This window comes from Oryzifoliimicrobium ureilyticum (genome assembly GCF_037199735.1).
GTDB classification, from domain to species: domain Bacteria; phylum Pseudomonadota; class Alphaproteobacteria; order Rhizobiales; family Rhizobiaceae; genus Rhizobium; species Rhizobium ureilyticus.
Genome location: NZ_JBBBVQ010000008.1, coordinates 1 through 17207, shown reverse-complemented (window position 1 = coordinate 17207; position 17207 = coordinate 1). Strand labels below are relative to the sequence as shown.

The following is a 17207-nucleotide window of genomic DNA, read 5'->3' as shown; positions in this document are numbered from 1 at the left end:
CTTGCAATCGGAGATGCAGATGAAACACTACACATTGCCAGTTTCCCCTTCGACGGTGCATTGGGGCTATTTCAGCAAGGCGGTGGAGCCCGCTCTGGTTTTAAAGTCGGGTGACCGAGCAACGATCGAGACACTTACCCATCATGCAAATGATGATTACGAGCGGATGATCGAGGGAGACCCCGCAGCCGAAGCGATCTTTCACTGGACGAAGGAACAGAAGACGATCTCGCGTCGCGGTTCGGGCCCGACCGAAGGCCCGTTCAAGATCGGTGCGGGTGAGGGAGTGGGCGTCCATCTGCTGACCGGACCGATCGCCATTGAAGGTGCCGAGCCCGGCGATATTCTCGAGGTGCGCGTTCTTGATGTACGGCCGCGGCCAAGCTGCAGTGCCTGTTTTTCCGGCCGTTGCTTTGGCTCTAACGTGGCAGCGAATTGGGGTTTTCACTATCATGACCTCATCGAGGAGCCTAAGCCACGCGAAGTCGTCACAATCTTCGAACTCGATACCGCTGGCGAGCCCTATGCGAAGGCAGTCTACAACTACGTCTGGACGCCGCAGACCGATCCAGATGGCGTTGTTCATTCAACCATCGATTATCCGGGCGTGCGCGTGGACCATCGATTGGTCCGACGGCGGGACAATATTCTGCAAAACATACGCGTACCTGCACGGCTGCATTTTGGCACCATGGGCCTTGCTCCGGCAGAAGCGGACTTCGTCAGTTCCATTCCGCCCTCCTATACGGGCGGCAATATCGATGACTGGCGCATCGGCCGCGGCGCGCGCATGTATTATCCAGTTGCCGTCGATGGCGCCTATTTTTCGGTTGGCGATCCTCATGCGGCGCAGGGGGACAGCGAACTCGGCGGCACCGCCATAGAGACATCCTTGACCGGCGATTTTGAGTTTATCCTGCATAAGAAGGGTGATCTGGCCGGCACGGTGCTCGAAGGCTTGTCGCATCCGATGCTGGAGACGGACGATCAATGGTCGGTCTATGGCTTTACTTATCCCAACTATCTCGAAAGCCTTGGGGAGAACGCCCAGACTGAGATCGCGCAGCACTCGAGCGTTGACCGCGCCATGCGTGATGCTTTTCGCAAGCTTCGCCGGTTTCTGATGACGGCGCACAAGCTGAGCGAGGACGAGGCAATCGCCCTGATGTCGGTTGCTGCAGATTTCGGGGTTACGCAGGTTGTCGATGCCAATTGGGGCGTCCACGGATCAATCCGCAAGAACGTGTTCCGATGCTATTGAGACCAGGTCTGGCGTTTCCTCCTTCGCAGGTGCAATATAAAATTCTTGAGGCGCATAACGCTCTGCTCCGCACCACGGATGAAAGGATGAATGTCAGGCAGTTCATAGCCGAATCTTATCCGCTCGATGCTCGTGATGACATGTGGCGCGAGGTCATGGCCGAACTTCACCTTCTTCCGGCCGGCCGTGAGGGAGAGAGTGCCTGCTATTCGAGTGCTATCCTGCGTGGCGATCGCGACGGGGTAATACTGGCGAAGGTGACCGCCGGATCCCAGATTTTGTCTGCGATCCCACAGCGATCCCGTATGTTGATGGGGATGATCCCGCTTGACGCCGATGTTGAGGTTATCGGCGGAAACTTTGGACTGCAGGTCGAGGCTGGCTCTCTGGTTATTCTGCAAATGGACCGGCCATGGGAGATGAAGCTCTCCGGTCAGAACCGTATCCTCGCTTTTGGTCTTTCTGACGCTTTGCTGCAGCGACGAGGAGTGGGTTGGACGTCCGTTGCTTATCCGCGCCGGTATCTGGCGAAGGGATTGGCCTTCGTTTTTATCCGAACACTGGAAAGTGCTGCAGCGGAGCTGAAGACGTTCTCAGTGGCTGAATGGCAATCGTTCGAGCAGTTCATCGCAGACCTCTTCGTGACCATGATCGTGGAGACAGAGTCTGCAGAAATGTATTCGACGCCGAGTATCGCCGCCCTCTTCAATCGCATTACGGTAGCAATTGAAAAGCGTCTCCATGACCCGGACCTGTCGTCTGCAAAGGTGGCGCGAGTGGAAGGGATTTCGGAACGCTACTTACAGAAACTTTTCGAGCAGAATGGCGAAAGCTTCACCCATTATTTGCGTGAACGCCGCCTTCAGCGCGCACGGGCGGCACTTGTTGCCTCATCCGAAATCAGGTTGCCGGTCGCCGATGTGGCCTTCAGTTGCGGCTTCGGCGATGCGGCTAATTTCAATCGGGTGTTCAAGGAGCGGTTCGGTCTGCCGCCGGGTGCATTTCGCAATAGGCATTTCAAAAGTCAGTCCGATAACGCAAATGCTGGCCAACGCGGTTGGCCCATCAAGGCGCTATCAACCAAGAAGCCTTTACTTTCGAACAGATCCGACCCAGCACGTAAACGGAACGAGCGCGCTTCAAACAACGCTGTATCCGCTACGAGCAACCATCATAAGCTGGGCGTCAACGCTTCAAATATCCATTGGGGTTACTTTAGTCGGTCCCTCGATCCGGTCCTGCACATCAGTTCTGGCGACACCGTTGAGATCGAGACGCTTAGCCAGCACGCCTCCGACGCACCTGATCTAATGATCGCGGGCGATGATGCGGCCGAGGAGGTCTTTCATTGGACGAGCGAGCATAAGGCTGTCGATCGCCGCGGCGCAGGTCCGGTCGATGCTTCAATTTTTGGTCGCGGTGCCGGTGAGGGTTTTGGCGTGCATATCTGCACCGGACCCATTTATGTAAACAATGCTGAACCGGGAGATGTCATCGAGGTCCATATCGAGGACATGGTACCGCGGCCGAGCCGTGCGCCGGGCTACAATGGGCGTTTCTTTGGCAGCAATGTCGCGGCTTGGTGGGGCTACCATTATGACGAATTCTTGAGCGAGCCAAAGCCGCGGGAAAACATCACGATCTACGAAATTTTTCCCGAGGATGGCTTCGCGCAGGCGCTCTATTCCTACCCTTGGGATGCGCAAACGGATCCCTACGGCGTTATTCACCGCACATATGACTATCCCGGCGTTCCGGTGAAGGTGGAAACTATCGATATACACGAGCCGGCGCGCAATGACGTCCGTATCCCGCTTCGCCCGCATTTTGGCGTCATCGCCCTTGCACCTCGTGAGGTTGATCTCATCGATTCAGTGCCGCCCGCATATTTTGGCGGAAATCTTGACAATTGGCGGCTGGGTAAAGGAGCGAGCGTCTTTCTTCCGGTGTCTGTTCATGGCGGTTTGCTGTCTATCGGTGATCCGCATGCTGCGCAAGGTGATGGCGAAGTGTCAGGAACTGCAATTGAGTGCTCCATGACCGGCCGGGTGAAGATCTCGCTCCATAAACGGGATCCTCGTTTCAGTGATCTCACCTATCCAATGATTGAGACGCCGTGCGAGTGGGTACTGACCGGCTTCAGCCATCCGGACTATCTCGCCGAGTTCGGCACCAAGGGGCAGGGGGAGGTCTATGCCAAATCCTCACTCGACCTCGCGATGAAAGATGCCTTCCGTAAGGTTCGCAGGTTCTTGATGTCTGTTCAGGGACTGAGCGAGGACGAGGCGATCGCAGTCATGTCGGCTGCCGTCGATTTCGGCGTTACCCAGGTGGTCGATGGCAACTGGGGCGTCCATGCCATCATCCGTAAGGCGATATTCGAAAGTGAACAGGGATAGCGACATGCAGTTTCACATGATCTCCGGTGGCCCCAAGCCGGTTGCTCCATTCAGCCACGCAGTGGAAGCCGATGGCTTGGTGTTCGTCACAGGACAGATGCCAGACACGCCGGAAACGCCGGGCGTTTTGCCGGCCGGCATAGAAGCACAGACACACAATGTGATGGCCAACCTTAAAACTGTGCTCAGTGGGCTCGGCATGGGGCTCGAGCATGTGGTGATGGCAAGGATCTACCTGACGCGCTTTAAAGAAGACTACGACTTGATGAACGCCACCTATAGAACGTATTTCCCGTCCGATCGTTTGCCAGCCAGAACCTGCGTTGGTGTGACGGGGCTAGCGTATGACGCTCTGATCGAGATCGACCTGGTGGCCCGGCGTCCCTTTCAGTAGGTCGTCGTTTCAAACATCAGAGCGGTCGGTAGACCGAGAAACTATCTACGGCGTGCTGCACATTTTCTAAAAAATTAGCTGCCCAGGTTACGCGCCATCAGTTTCGACGTGCAATTGGCGCGGTCCAGGTTGAAGGGCATGTTTCCGTCCGCGCTGTTAAAGTGGTCGACTAATTGTCGATCATTGGTTTTTTCTCGGAAAATTTGCCCGTCCGTACAGGAAAAACGAGACAGTTGTCCTCAGCAGGGTTCGAATACCGTGTGTTCCTGAAGGCGTCGTGTATCTGTGCGATGGAGTTTTGCAAAAGTTGATCAAACGGGCGTTTCTTTCTGGCGTTGAGAGCTACTGCGATCGCTGATACACCTGAAGAAGTAGCTTGCTGCTGCATCGGGCAAGGCAAACGCCTTTCGCCATTAAGGACAATCACCTTGCGGAGAACGAATGTCTATCACCCTCTATGAACTGACGACGCCTGTCTTTCTCAAGGGCCTCCATGTTCTGTCAAACATCCTCAAAAAGGGAGAGGAATATGCGGATGCTTCCAATATCCCGCACGAGACCCTGTTGAACAAGCGGCTGGTCGAAGACATGTACCCACTTATCGGACAGGTGCAGCGCGCGAGCGATACCGCAAAGTTTGCTGCTGTTCGGCTGGGTCAGGTTGAAAACGTGCCTTTCAGCGATGACGAAGCCACCTTTGCTGACTTGCAAAAGCGAATTGAAAAAACAGTGAGCTTCCTTCAGTCCGTTCCCAAGGAAGCTTTCGCCAATCGCGAAGACGCCGAAATTGTCCGCAATACGAGTGCCGGGCCCATAACATCTTCCGGCAGTCAGTATGCACTACAGTTTGCGATACCGAATTTCTTTTTCCACGTTACGACAGCATACGATATCCTTCGGCATAGTGGTGTGCCGATCGGCAAGCGAGACTACCTAGGATAGAGTCCGGCGGGTGATCCGGTTGTTACATTCTGCGGCTGCTCTTGGCAGCCGCTCACTTCAGAAGAGCTCTCGCTCGCTGTTACATGGGCGGTATCACACCATTCAGGCCGACCACGACACGATCGGACTCGACCATATTGTCACCGGTCGCCGTCCCGTTGATAATCACGCCTGCACCTGGCTTAATATCGGCCTTTGTAGCAGGGGCAAAAGTCACGATAGGCGTTCCTTCCGGTACAGAGATCTTCCGCTCACCGCCGTTGTATTTGAGAGTCAGGGTAGGGCCGTTTACGGACGTGACAGAATTTGCGACCGTTGCATTGGTCATAGAGCTTTTGGGCTTAAGGTCCCATTCACGATCACCCTCGCCGGTTCCTTTCATTGCTGCCGGAAAGATCAGCACCTCTAGTGCTCCATTGACGCCGCTCTCTGTGGGCTGGGAAGCAATCCCCACGAAGTCCCCGACTTTGATGTCACTCATTTTGGCGGAAACAATGCCGCTGACAGCCCAGCCAGGCTTCAACATGATCATGACATCCTTACCATCGCGCGACTTGACGTTCAGCGTATCACCATCAAGGTTTTCAACGACCCCACGAACGCGTATTTTTTCCGCCGCCTCTGCAGATCCAAACGCGGTGACTGCAAGCACAAGGGCCAGACCTAGATTTTTCCAATAAGATTGGGCCAATAGTTTCTCCGATAATTGCTAAAAGTTGGGTGTAATTCGAGCTGACAACCATCTTCGAACTTATTGGAGAGCCTCACGAAAACAAGGTCTGAACCTGCACCGATCTACTACCACACGGTCAAGTGTCCGTTACTCCACTGTTGCAGACAGTCGTTGCTATAGTTGTGGTGGAGGGCTTTCGCTATCCCCCTGTTTCGCCGCGGAGGCCCCGCGCTGTTGGTGAACGTGGCTTGAGTCTTCTCAAGATCTGAGCTGCCACATGGCGTCACTCCCCTCGAAGGGTAAAGACAGTTAGCTCAGAGGGTCGTCCGAGACGGATTGCAAAGCCTGGCCAGAGAGCGGTGCCATTGTTGACGTAGAGCTTCATGTTTCCGACTTGGTACATGCCGGATACAAAGCCATCATTGGCGCGCGCCACAAGTCGGTCAAGCCCGATCACCATACCACCGTGGGTATGACCAGAGAGCTGGAGAGCAACGCCCGACTTGGCCGATCGTTTCGCCATTCCCGGCTGGTGCTCAAGCAAGATGACCGGCGCTTCGGGAGCGCCCTGGAGTGCGCGCGCTAGATCAGGGCGAGGAAACGTGGTGTTCCTGGCTGCCAAATCCGTGAGGCCGGCCAGAACAAGCGTGTCTCCCTCGCGCTCAATGGTGACATGCTCATTCAGCAACATACGGATACCAAGCCCCGCGTCATGCTTCATCCATGCGTCATAATCGAAGATGTACTCATGATTGCCAGGGATCGCGTAGACGCCGTCCGTTGCACGCAACCCAGCCAAAGGGGCAATATCCGCTCGACGGGCTTCGGTACCGCCGTCGATGAAATCTCCGGTAATCACCGTCAAATCCGTCTTCAGATCGTTCGATTGCCTCACGACCGCTTCAGCCCATCTTGCAGGGAACAGACGGCTGATGTGAAGATCCGTCAATTGTAGGATCCGATAGCCTTCAAACCCTTTGGGGAGATCGGCAATCTTGACCTCGATTTCCTTGAGCGGCGGGACCCTGATCGCTTGTCCCACGCCGTAGACGGCAAGCGCAAATGCAAGTGTGCCAACGCTGTAACGGAGCAAAATTGGCGAGATGACTGGGTCATGGCTCACCAATCGCATCACCAGGATCAGGAGATCAGCCGCAATTTGGAAGACCGCAACCAGCACCGTAAAGCCGAAGAGCAGGTTCAGGAGGATAATCAACGGTCGCGGATATTCTGGCGAAAAAACCGATCCAGAGGAGAGCCTGTTGATCAAGAGCTGCTGGGAGGAGATCAGGAGGACCAATGCGATCACGACCTTTGCCACCGGCAGCCATTGGAGAGGCATCAAAAATCTGAGAACGACGACGAGCCAGGGAAGAAGAGGGAACAGATGGAACATGAAATACTCAAGGGTGGGGAGGAGTGCGATTTCGAAGCTGTCGTTTAGTCGGCCAGGGCTGCGATTGCCTTGTCCTCGGTTGGAGAAATTTTTGAGGGGTGTTTTCACGGCGCCATTTTATTGCGCTGAATCCGAACCCTGGCGCTGTTGCAGGACAAAGGCATGACGATGAGGGGATATGGCGATCAGGTTTCCCTCATGCCATGCCTTGGAACACATTTCTTTTTGGTGGAGCAAAGAAGCCTGGAACAACGGTATTGCCCTTCGAGATCTTCTTGGCCAAGTCACCTTCATCCAAGTGTTTCTTCAAAAAGCTGAAGAAGGCGCCGCCAGTGTCGTTCAGCGCCTGCTTCGTCATAAACGCCGTCGCGGTCGGGAACGGTCCAGCCATGCTGCATGCCGACATAGCTTTCCAATGCGAAATCCGCGCCAGCCCTTCGGAAGGCGTCGGCGAACCGCGTCGATTGTTCAGAGGGAAAGCTACCGTCATCTGACGCGGTGCCGACATAGACGCGTGCCTTGATCTCAGCCGCAAGGTGATGGGGGCTATCTGGCGTGTCGCTCGCAAGCGCTGCTCCATGAAAGCTTGCCGCAGCAGCGAACTTTGCTGGAAAGCGGGCGGCGACGGTCAGTGCACGCCGCCCCGACATGCAGTAGCCCACAACGCCGTAAGGACCTTCCATGCCGTTTCGCTGGAGCACGTTCATGAAGGCCTCGGTATCGCTGGTCGTCATCTCGACACTTGTCTCGCCAATCATCTTCAATAACTGGTTGCGAGATGTCTCGTCGGCGAACGACGCGCCGCTGAACGGGCCATATTCACCGAAGCGATAGAAAAGGTCCGGCAGCAGTACGAGATAGCCGCTATCAGCGAGGCGCTGAGCCATCTCATCCATTGACGGACGTGGACCCATTGCATCCATGAAGAAGAGGATGGCAGATTTTGCAGGCTTTCCGCTATCGGGGGTGAACAATCCTGCCGGAGCTGTGCCGTCCCTTGTTGAGATGTGAATAAGCTTCTTCATAGCAAGTCTCCCATGCGCTAACGCCGTTCTGTTGTGCGCACAGGAGTATCACCGGAATAGGAGGCCGTCACTAACGGCGAAGCGTGTTCGTTATCATGAACCTCCAAGGTATCTCGGGATGCGTGGAGTTGCCTTTCGTATTATCCGCAAGACATCACTCAATATAGTGCCTTTAAGTTCATGCTGAAACCGCGACCTGCGAGTTACTCAATCTTTGGTTGGGGAGCCATCAAGGGATTGGCCTCTTATCATAGCCCTATCTTCTTCTATCCGATCTATCTGCGCGCAAATCCAAACCGCCAACCGGAGTGTCTGAACTCCTCGGAGAAGACTTGGACGCGATTGATCATCAAGCCTCCTGTTGGTGTTGTCCACACATCAGCCGCTCGTCGGTTGAGCCTCCAGCTCCTATGAATAAAACAAATGCGCTTGCCTCGATCGTCCCCAGTTGCACGAGGGTTTCGATGATCTCGTCGCCCTCTACTTTGAGATCCTCGCGACTGAAACGCCATGTCGGCTTATGGCGTCGGCGAAACTGCACCTCGACATCGTCCAGGAGCTTGCGACGGCCTATCACGGAGCCGTCGATCTGCCGATAAGCGAGATTGGGCGAGAACAGCGCGCCGTATGCGGCTATGTCCCGGTTCAGGAATGCAGCGCGGGCCACCGCGTGACGTTCATATAACTCTTGTTCAACGCTCCGCGGCGGAATCATTCTCTTTCCTAGACAGGTAATACAATCACTCCCGCGGTTAATGGGCCAAAGCGGCGTTCGGGTCGGTGTATCCTGACTTTCTACGACACCGGCTTCTTGAAACGGACGCCAACACCGCCGCCATCTTCCGGGATGAATTCGATTCCTGCACCCTCGAACGTTATCCTGATCAACTTCAAGTTCGCTGCGGTGATGGAGGGTTGTCTGTCTTCTGCTTCTGCTCGACGTATTGTCGTGACGCCAACACTTGCTGCCTTCGCGAGATCTTCTGCGGACCATCGGAGCAGCGCTCTAGCTGCTCTAATTTGCGCTCCGGTTATTCCATTCATTTTTCAATTTCTCATTGAAGACTTTACAACTAAGTGATATGAAAACACCCATAGCGGCTGAAATCGGTGTTTCCGCCACCGACTTCAGCCTGACCAAAACCAAGCTGTAAGGAGCTCGGATCATGGCTGATTCCGACAATAGCAGAACTTTGTCCAGGGTCACGCGGGGAGACCTTCATTCCTTCGTGGCGGCGTCTTTTCCCACAAATCCTGAGCGTGCAGCCCGGCTCGATAGGCCGGTGGACATCCAGAATGACGATCTAGCTCTCGTTATTCGGCATCAATGGTGTTCGGCTCAGGGCACGTCCGCCCCGCTCGGCCGAGGCGGGAATACGTCCGCTTTCACTAATCGTTGCGACTGCCGCATCCGGGCTGGGCATCGGGAAAGCTAGAGAGACACGGCCGGTCCTTTAGGAACTCAACTCGACAGACATGCGTGGTGGGATCGCTTCCGCCGCGACGGCTTCGTCTGCGCCAAAAAGCAAAAAAGGGAACGTCATGATGAACCTCAGGAACTCATTGCATCGGCTCACTCTATCCGCATCTCTGATCCTGCTCGCGATGTGGACCGTATTGGCCGGGCCGGTGCGGGCTCAGGAGCTGCGGATCGCGACCTCGTACAAGCTGATGACGCTCGATCCGCATTATGCGAACCTCAATGAGAATACGTCGCTTCTGTCGCACATCTATGAGCGGCTCGTCTACCAGGACGAGCGTCTCGATCTGAAGCCCGGTCTTGCCGTCTCCTGGCGGGCAACCTCGGATACGCAATGGGAATTCAAGCTGCGGGAGAACGTGCGTTTCCATGACGGCGCTGCCTTCACGGCGGACGATGTGGTCTACACGATCGAGCGCATTCGAGATTTCCTGAACACGCCCAATGGCGGCTTTCGCTCTTACCTGACCGGCATCAAGGCGGCCTCGGCGCCCGATCCTCTCACCCTCGTCATCGATACGGATGGCAACGTGCCCAACCTGCCGCTGGCACTCTCCTCGATCTTCGTGATGCATCGGCCAGAAGGGGAGGGGTTCCAGACCACGGAGGACCTCAATGCCGGCAATCCTCCGGATGGCACAGGTCCTTACAGGTTCGAGAACTGGCGTTCCGGCGAGATGCTGAAGCTCACGAGGAACGAGGATTACTGGGGCCGCAAACCCGCCTGGTCGACCGTGACCTTCCGGATCATCGAGAACCCGGCGGCGCGCGTGGCTGCGCTGGCGGCCGGAGATGTCGATCTTGCAGACACCATCCCGGCCCGCGACGTTGCTTCCCTGAAGCAGCGAGGGGTGAAGATCGAGAATATCAGTGCCGCGCGGATCAATTTCCTGCAATTCGACGTCGAGCGCGACACGCTTCCAGGTGTGACGGACAAGTCTGGCAAGCAGATCCCCAATCCCTTTAAAAATCCTGCGGTGCGGCGTGCGCTTGCGATGGCAACAGATCGCGCAATTCTCGCCGACAAGATACTCGCCGGTTACGGAACCGCTGCGGCGCAGATCTTTCCGGCTGGCCTGCCGGGAACATCGGCAAATCTGAGGCCTGAGGCTCCGAGCTATAAGGAAGCGAAAGAGCTCCTGGCAACAGCCGGCTTTCCAAACGGTTTCAAGGTCGTTCTCGCCGGCCCTGCAGGTCGTTATCCCGGTGACGGGGAAAGCCTTCAGGCGATCGCACAAAGCTGGGCGCGCATCGGTGTCGCCGTCCAACCTGCTGCCTTTCCGTTCTCCGTCTTCAACACCAAGCGCGCCAGCGGCGACTTTGCGGTCTGGTACGGCGGGGCGTCGGGCGAGGCGGTCGACATCATCCTCCACGCGCTCCTCGCCTCGTCGAATGCCGAACGGGGAACCGGCGCCTTGAACTTCGGGCACTACCGGAACCAGGCTTTCGACGGGATGCTTGCCAAGGCAGAAAGCATCGCGGACGGACCGGAGCGGAACAAGGCCCTTGCCGACGCGACGGAGGTCGTGATGGCCGACCAGCCGATCATCCCTCTCTATCATCTCCATCATATCGTCGGCTTCGGCTCGCGCGTCGGCTCATACGTGATGCATCCACGCGGCTGGACGACGGCGATGCAGGCCCTTCCCGTGACGGAGTAAGCGATCATGGCATTGATCTCAGCTGCATTGGGAAGACTGGGCCAGGCTCTCCTTCTCCTCATCGCCATGTCGTTGATCGGCTTTATCGGCATTCACAGCATCGGCAATCCCGTCTTCAACATCGTCAACATCGAAACCGCCACGCCGGAGGATATCCAGCGCGCAACGGTGGCGCTGGGATTGGATCAGCCGATCTGGCGCCAGTATCTGCTCTTCGTTGGCAGCGTCGTCCACGGAAACTTCGGAACGTCCTACATCTATCATCTGCCGGCCCTCCAGCTGGTCATGAGCAAGCTTCCCGCAACGCTTGAACTCGCCTGCATGGCGATGCTCATCGCGGCTCCCGCCGGGACAGGCGTGGGGCTCCTCGCCGGCCGCAGAAAGGGCACGCGCCTCGATCGCACCATCCTCAAATCGAGTGTCTTTGCGCTCAGCCTTCCCTCATTCTGGTTGAGCATGATGCTGATCCTCATCGGCGCCATCCTCACGGGTTGGTTTCCATCCGGGGGCAGGGGGGCAACGGCAAGGGTCATGGGGCAGGAATGGAGCGTCCTGACCCTGGACGGTCTGTGGCATATGGCCCTTCCGGTCCTTGCGCTCGCCATACCCAATATCGCTCTGATCGCGCGGCTCGCCAGAGCAGGTACGATCGAGGTCGAGAGCCTCGACTTCACCCGGTTCTGCCGCGCGAAAGGGCTCTCCCCGCGCAGGATCCTGCTTCGTCATACGCTGCCGAACATCAGCATGCCGATCGTGACGATCATCGGCCTGCAATTCGGCGGCATGCTTGCCTTTGCGGTGGTCGTGGAATCGATCTTCTCGTGGCCCGGTGTCGGCAAGCTCCTGATCGACTCCATCCAGCTTCTCGACCGTCCGGTGGTGATGGCGACACTGACCTTCATCTCGGTCGTCTTCGTGGCTCTGAACGCCTTTGTCGACCTCTTCCATGCCGTGCTCGACCCGCGCGTGCGCCTGCCGTCATAAAGGAACCGTCATGAAAGCTCTTATTCTGCGGGCCTTGAACAGGCGCCCGCCATTGCCGGCGCTGACCCTGTCCGGGATCATACTGGCGACCTTCGTCCTCATGGCTCTCATCGCACCGGTGGTTGCGCCGCAAAATCCCTATGACCCCTTACAAATTTACGGCTGGGAGGCATCGTCTCCTCCGGGCACGCGGGGCAGCGGCGGCTATCTCTACCTGCTTGGAACGGATGGGCTCGGCAGAGATATCGTCAGCTGTATCCTTTATGGTTTGCGCATCAGCCTGATGGTCTCAGTCACGAGCGCGGCCATCGCCGCCCTGATCGGATTGACGGCCGGCGTCAGCGCCGCCTATTTCGGAAGATGGGTGGACATCGTGATCATGCGGCTTGTCGACCTGCAACTTAGCCTCCCGACCATTCTCATTGCCCTCATCGCGATCGTCACGCTGGGGCCAGGAATAGATCGGATCATCCTCGCGCTGATCATCGCCCAATGGGCTGGTTACGCCAGATTGGCGCGCAGCGTGGCGCTGAGCGAGACGAACAAGTCCTACATGGATGCTGCGCTCCTGATGAGACTGCCGACATCGCGGATCATCTTGCGCCACCTTCTTCCAAACAGCATCGCGCCGGCCGTCACCTTGATCCCGATCGAGATCGGCCACGCCATCGCGCTGGAAGCAACCCTGTCCTTTCTTGGCCTCGGTGTTCCGATCGATAAGCCATCGCTCGGCTCCACGGTCGCGAACGGGTTCCAGTACCTTCTGACCGGCCAATACTGGATCAGCCTTTTCCCCGGCCTTGCTCTCTTTGGCCTTATCGCAAGCATCAATCTCGTCGGTGAGCACCTTCGCCGCCGCCTCGATCCAAGGAGCCGCCCGATATGACTGACGAACGTGCAACGACCCCTCTGCTTCAGGTGAAGAACCTTGGTCTTCGTTATCGCTCCGGGACCGGATCGGTGACCATCCTGAACGATGTCAGTTTCGAGCTTGGGCGCGGCGAGATCCTCGGCGTCATCGGGGAATCGGGAGCTGGAAAGTCGACACTGGGCAATGCGGTCCTTGGCTTGCTTGCCCCTGAGTTTGTGCAAGTGGCCGGGACGATCGAATTGGGCGGCAGGCTGATCGGTACGAAGGAAGACGGGAAGGGCGCCATCCGGGGGCGGAAGATATCCGCGGTTTTTCAGGATCATACCGCTTCGCTCGATCCGCTGATGAGTGTCGGTGCTCAGCTCGAGGAAACAATCCTTGCAGCGGGCAGCTCTGTCTCAAGACGCAAGGCGCGCGCCCGCGCCGTCGAACTCCTCACGCGCGTCGGCATTCCTGATCCGCAGCGTCGATACGGCCATTATCCGCACCAATTCTCCGGAGGACAAAGACAGCGGGTGGTCATTGCTATCGCCCTTGCCGGATCCCCCGATATCATCATCGCAGACGAGCCGACCTCGGCACTCGACGCCACGGTCCAGAAGCAAATTCTCACACTGCTTCGATCCCTGGTCGATGAGACGGGCGTCTCCATTCTCCTCGTCACCCACGATATGGGCGTGGTTTCTCAAATCACCGACCGGGTTCTCGTCATGAGAAAGGGGCACGTGGTGGAGCAGGACCGCACCGCGATCGTTCTCGATCGGCCAAAGAACGAGTACACGCGCAGCCTTCTTGCGGCTGTTCCACGGCTGCGGACCTCGACAACCGCAACTGCGGAAGACACGAAGAAAGACCGGAGCATCGCGACACCGGACAAGCCGGATCGCACGATCCTGCTTGCCGCCGCCGGTGTCTCGAAGAGCTTTTCGCGCCAGGATGTCCTGTGGAGCTTTGGCCGGACCAACGCGAAGTTCGCGCTGCGGGATGTCAGCATCGAGCTGACGCGTGGTTCCATCGTCGGCATTGTCGGTGAAAGCGGAAGCGGAAAGACAACGATTGGCCGGATCATCGCCGGATTGGAGACGGCCTCAGCCGGTAGAGTGACGATCGGGGCAACCGAGTTCGATGTTGCGAGAAGCGGCCATCGCACCGGTCTTCTCGGGCGCGTGCAGATGATCTTCCAGGATCCGGCGGTCTCGCTCAATCCGAGGATGACCATAGGAGAGACCTTGCGTGAAAGCATCCGGTTTGGCGCAGGCTTACAATCCGACGACGAAGCGGGGGAGGCGGCAGCGATGATGGACCGGCTTGGGCTGCCTCGAACCCTGCTCAACCGCTATCCGCATCAGCTGTCGGGCGGCCAGAAGCAGCGTGTCTGCATCGCCCGGGCACTGTTGGCAAGGCCCGATATCATCGTTGCCGATGAGCCAACCTCGGCGCTCGACGTCTCCGTACAGGCGGACATCATCAGGCTTTTGAAGGAGAGCATCGAGGCGCGCGGAATGACGATGATCTTCATCTCCCACGATCTTGCCGTCGTGCAACAGCTCTGCAGCGCGGTCTACATCTTCAGGGACGGCAGGATCGAGGACTTCGGGCCTTCGGATTTCGTTTTCTCGCAATCCCAAAACCCCTACACGCGCGCCCTCATCGACGCACGGCCCAGCCGGTTCACCTGTTGAGCCGGTCAGCCGTCGCGGCCGGTTTTGAACTCCCCCTTTCCAGATGATGGTGGCGCTTGGCCGCCACAAGAGGTGACGAATGAATGACAGATTCACATTGGCCGTTACCGGCCAATCCCTGATCAAATACGACATCCGCGCCATTTCCGCGCCCGCCTTCCAGGATGTGCAAGCCATCCTGCAGAATGCGGATCTCTCCTTTACCAACTTTGAGGGCACCATTCTTGGAAGCCATGGCGGATGGCCGCTCAAGGGATCCTTCTTTGGGTGCAGCGAGCCCGTCGTTCTGGATGCGCTCCGCGCGACTGGATTTGGGGCACTGTCGCTGTCGAACAACCATGCCTTCGATCTTGGGCCGTCCGGCGTCTTATCGACCCTCACCGAGGTTGACAAGCGCGGCTTTCTCCATGCCGGTCTCGGCCGGGATCAATCGGAGGCGTCGCGGGCGGGCACCGGGACCATTGCCGGGCGACGGATCGCGATCGTGGCAATGGACGGCGGTCCGGGGCCTGATTTCATGTATGCCGCGAATGCCGGGACAGGCCGGCCCCCGCGGCCCGGCGTCAACCGGCTGCGGCTCTCGCAGGTCATCGAAGTCGACGACACGGCATTCGGCCAGCTCCGTTCCATCAGGGAAAGTGTCGGTTACACCGCAATCGACCTTACCAATGACAGCCAGCCCGACGATCCGCCGCTTGTCGATCCGCACGAGGAGATCGGGATTGCGCGCGCAATCTTCAAACGATCCGGCAGCTTCGGAAGAAGCGTCAAGGTCGATGAAGCCGATTTTGCGCGGAACCTCGCAGCGATCGCCTCTGCTGCCGCCGATGGCTGCCTTGTCATCGCCTATCTGCATCATCACCACTGGGCATCCGACTGGTACCAGGTGCCGGAATGGGTCGGCAGCGTTGCCAAGTGCTGTATCGATGCGGGGGCCGCAATGTTCGTCAGTCACGGCGCACCGGTGCTACAGCCCGTGGAGATCTATCGTCGTCGCCCGATCTTTTACAGCCTCGGCAACTTCATCTTTCACGTCAGCTCGGAGACATCGACATGGCAGGCGCCGGAAGTCTGGGAAAGTGTTGTCGGCCTATGTTCTTACGGGCAAGACAATGATCTGAAGGACGTCAGATTTTATCCTGTCGTGATCGGCGGTGAGGACGGATTGAAGGACCGATTGCTCGAAAGCCGGATGGTTCCCCACCTTGCGAGCGAAAGCCATGCAACAAGAATCCTCCAGCGTTTCAAGGAGCAGTCAGCCGACCTCGGCGCGCACATCGAGATCGACCACGACGTCGGTATTCTTCGCGTCCAGGCGTCGGAGTGAGGCAACGGAATGGATTCGATTGAACAACAAGCAACAGCCCCGCGCGATGAGCTTGTCGCCCGGTTTTTCCGCTACGCGGCCATAGAGAGCCAGAGCAATGCGGCTTCGCCACATCTGCCCTCATCGCGAGGTCAGCTCGAGCTCGCGAGGCTCCTGGCGCAGGAACTGCGCGACCTTGGCGTCGATGAGGTCGTCGTCGACGACAACGCCATCGTGACCGGCGTGAAGCGCGGCGCTAGGCGCGGCGTGCCACGCATCGGCTTCATCGCTCACCTCGATACGGTCGATGTCGGCCTGTCGCCGGTCGTGCGACCGCAGCTCAAACGCTTTCAGGGGCAGGATCTGTGCCTCAACCCCGAAGACGATATCTGGCTCCGGGTCGCCGATCATCCGGAAATTCTTCGTTGGCAAGACGAGGACATTATTGTCAGTGACGGCACGAGCGTGCTTGGCGCCGATAACAAGGCGGCGATCGCGGTCATCATGACGCTGATGGGACGGCTTGGTTCATCCGGCGCCCATGGCGATGTCTTTGTCGCCTTCGTTCCGGACGAGGAGATCGGACTGCGCGGCGCCAAGGCTCTCGATCTGAGCCGTTTCCCATGCGACTTTGCCTATACCATCGATTGTTGCGAGCTCGGCGAAGTCGTCGTGGAGAATTTCAACGCAGCATCCGGCGAGATCGTCTTTACCGGCGTCAGCGCCCATCCCATGTCGGCCAAGGGCGTGCTGGTCAATCCGCTGCTGATGGCACTCGACTTCATTTCCCATTTCGACCGCAGCGAAACACCCGAATGCACGGAGAAACGAGAGGGGTACTTCTGGTTCAAGGATCTGGTCGCCAACGATAGCGAGGCGCGGCTTAAGGTCCTGATCCGCGATTTCGATCAGGCCGCGTTCGAGCAACGCAAGCAGCGCATCGAAGATGTCGCAATGAGGATCGCCTCGCAATACCCTTCAGGATCGGTGACGTGCAGCGTGGCCGATAGCTATCGTAACATTGGAGACTATCTTCGAAGCGACAACCGCTCGGCCGAGCTATTGTTCAACGCTCTGGACAGGCTCGGGATCGAGAAAAAGCTCACGCCAATGCGCGGAGGAACCGACGGGGC

The 17207-nt window shown here is 57.7% G+C and carries 15 protein-coding genes; 10 read left to right on the top strand and 5 right to left on the bottom strand.

Features of this window, described 5'->3' with window-relative positions; translation table 11 throughout:
• Nucleotides 1–19 precede the first annotated feature (19 nt).
• The 4 genes from VQ830_RS12335 to VQ830_RS12320 all read left to right on the top strand — a co-directional run bounded on the left by VQ830_RS12335 (nucleotide 20) and on the right by VQ830_RS12320 (nucleotide 4996).
• On the top strand, nucleotides 20–1261 hold the full coding sequence (locus VQ830_RS12335; RefSeq protein WP_337268413.1) for an acetamidase/formamidase family protein: 1242 nt from the start codon (nucleotides 20–22) through the stop codon (nucleotides 1259–1261).
• An 86-nt stretch (nucleotides 1262–1347) separates the two neighbouring features.
• Nucleotides 1348–3660, top strand: coding sequence for an acetamidase/formamidase family protein (locus VQ830_RS12330; RefSeq protein WP_438617864.1), 2313 nt, complete (start codon nucleotides 1348–1350; stop codon nucleotides 3658–3660).
• A gap of 4 nt (nucleotides 3661–3664) precedes the next feature.
• Nucleotides 3665–4054, top strand: a complete 390-nt coding sequence (locus VQ830_RS12325) for a RidA family protein (protein WP_337268411.1) — start codon at nucleotides 3665–3667, stop codon at nucleotides 4052–4054.
• Between the two features lie 441 nt (nucleotides 4055–4495).
• Nucleotides 4496–4996, top strand: a complete 501-nt coding sequence (locus tag VQ830_RS12320) for a DUF1993 domain-containing protein (protein ID WP_337268410.1) — start codon at nucleotides 4496–4498, stop codon at nucleotides 4994–4996.
• A 79-nt stretch (nucleotides 4997–5075) separates the two neighbouring features.
• Here the strand turns inward: VQ830_RS12320 and VQ830_RS12315 are convergent, their stop codons facing one another.
• The 5 genes from VQ830_RS12315 to VQ830_RS12295 form a co-directional block, all read right to left on the bottom strand.
• Nucleotides 5076–5687, bottom strand: coding sequence for a hypothetical protein (locus VQ830_RS12315; RefSeq protein WP_438617793.1), 612 nt, complete (start codon nucleotides 5685–5687; stop codon nucleotides 5076–5078).
• A gap of 265 nt (nucleotides 5688–5952) precedes the next feature.
• On the bottom strand, nucleotides 5953–7065 hold the full coding sequence (locus tag VQ830_RS12310) for a metallophosphoesterase (protein WP_337268409.1): 1113 nt from the start codon (nucleotides 7063–7065) through the stop codon (nucleotides 5953–5955).
• Between the two features lie 290 nt (nucleotides 7066–7355).
• Nucleotides 7356–8090: a dienelactone hydrolase family protein gene (locus VQ830_RS12305; RefSeq protein WP_337268408.1), complete on the bottom strand. Its 735-nt coding sequence runs from the start codon at nucleotides 8088–8090 to the stop codon at nucleotides 7356–7358.
• A gap of 349 nt (nucleotides 8091–8439) precedes the next feature.
• Nucleotides 8440–8805: a nuclear transport factor 2 family protein gene (locus VQ830_RS12300; protein WP_337268407.1), complete on the bottom strand. Its 366-nt coding sequence runs from the start codon at nucleotides 8803–8805 to the stop codon at nucleotides 8440–8442.
• An 80-nt stretch (nucleotides 8806–8885) separates the two neighbouring features.
• Nucleotides 8886–9134 (bottom strand): helix-turn-helix transcriptional regulator, encoded by a 249-nt coding sequence (locus tag VQ830_RS12295; RefSeq protein ID WP_337268406.1) that lies wholly within the window; start codon nucleotides 9132–9134, stop codon nucleotides 8886–8888.
• Nucleotides 9135–9635: 501 nt separating this feature from the next.
• Between VQ830_RS12295 and VQ830_RS12290 the strand changes: the two genes are divergently transcribed.
• The 6 genes from VQ830_RS12290 to VQ830_RS12265 form a co-directional block, all read left to right on the top strand.
• Nucleotides 9636–11231 carry an ABC transporter substrate-binding protein gene (locus VQ830_RS12290; protein ID WP_337268602.1) on the top strand — a complete coding sequence of 532 codons (1596 nt, stop codon included), beginning with the start codon at nucleotides 9636–9638 and terminating at the stop codon, nucleotides 11229–11231.
• A 6-nt stretch (nucleotides 11232–11237) separates the two neighbouring features.
• The gene (locus tag VQ830_RS12285) at nucleotides 11238–12215 is read left to right on the top strand and encodes an ABC transporter permease (RefSeq protein ID WP_337268405.1); all 978 of its coding nucleotides are present in this window, start codon (nucleotides 11238–11240) and stop codon (nucleotides 12213–12215) included.
• A 10-nt stretch (nucleotides 12216–12225) separates the two neighbouring features.
• Nucleotides 12226–13101 (top strand): ABC transporter permease, encoded by an 876-nt coding sequence (locus VQ830_RS12280; RefSeq protein WP_337268404.1) that lies wholly within the window; start codon nucleotides 12226–12228, stop codon nucleotides 13099–13101.
• Nucleotides 13098–14768 (top strand): dipeptide ABC transporter ATP-binding protein, encoded by a 1671-nt coding sequence (locus tag VQ830_RS12275; protein WP_337268403.1) that lies wholly within the window; start codon nucleotides 13098–13100, stop codon nucleotides 14766–14768. The genes VQ830_RS12280 and VQ830_RS12275 overlap by 4 nt, the downstream gene beginning before the upstream one ends.
• Before the next feature lie 79 nt (nucleotides 14769–14847).
• A complete protein-coding gene (locus VQ830_RS12270) occupies nucleotides 14848–16095 on the top strand; it encodes a CapA family protein (protein WP_337268402.1) in 1248 nt (415 codons plus the stop codon).
• A gap of 9 nt (nucleotides 16096–16104) precedes the next feature.
• Nucleotides 16105–17207 (top strand): peptidase T (locus VQ830_RS12265; protein ID WP_337268401.1); only part of this gene is annotated, 1103 nt, incomplete at its 3' end.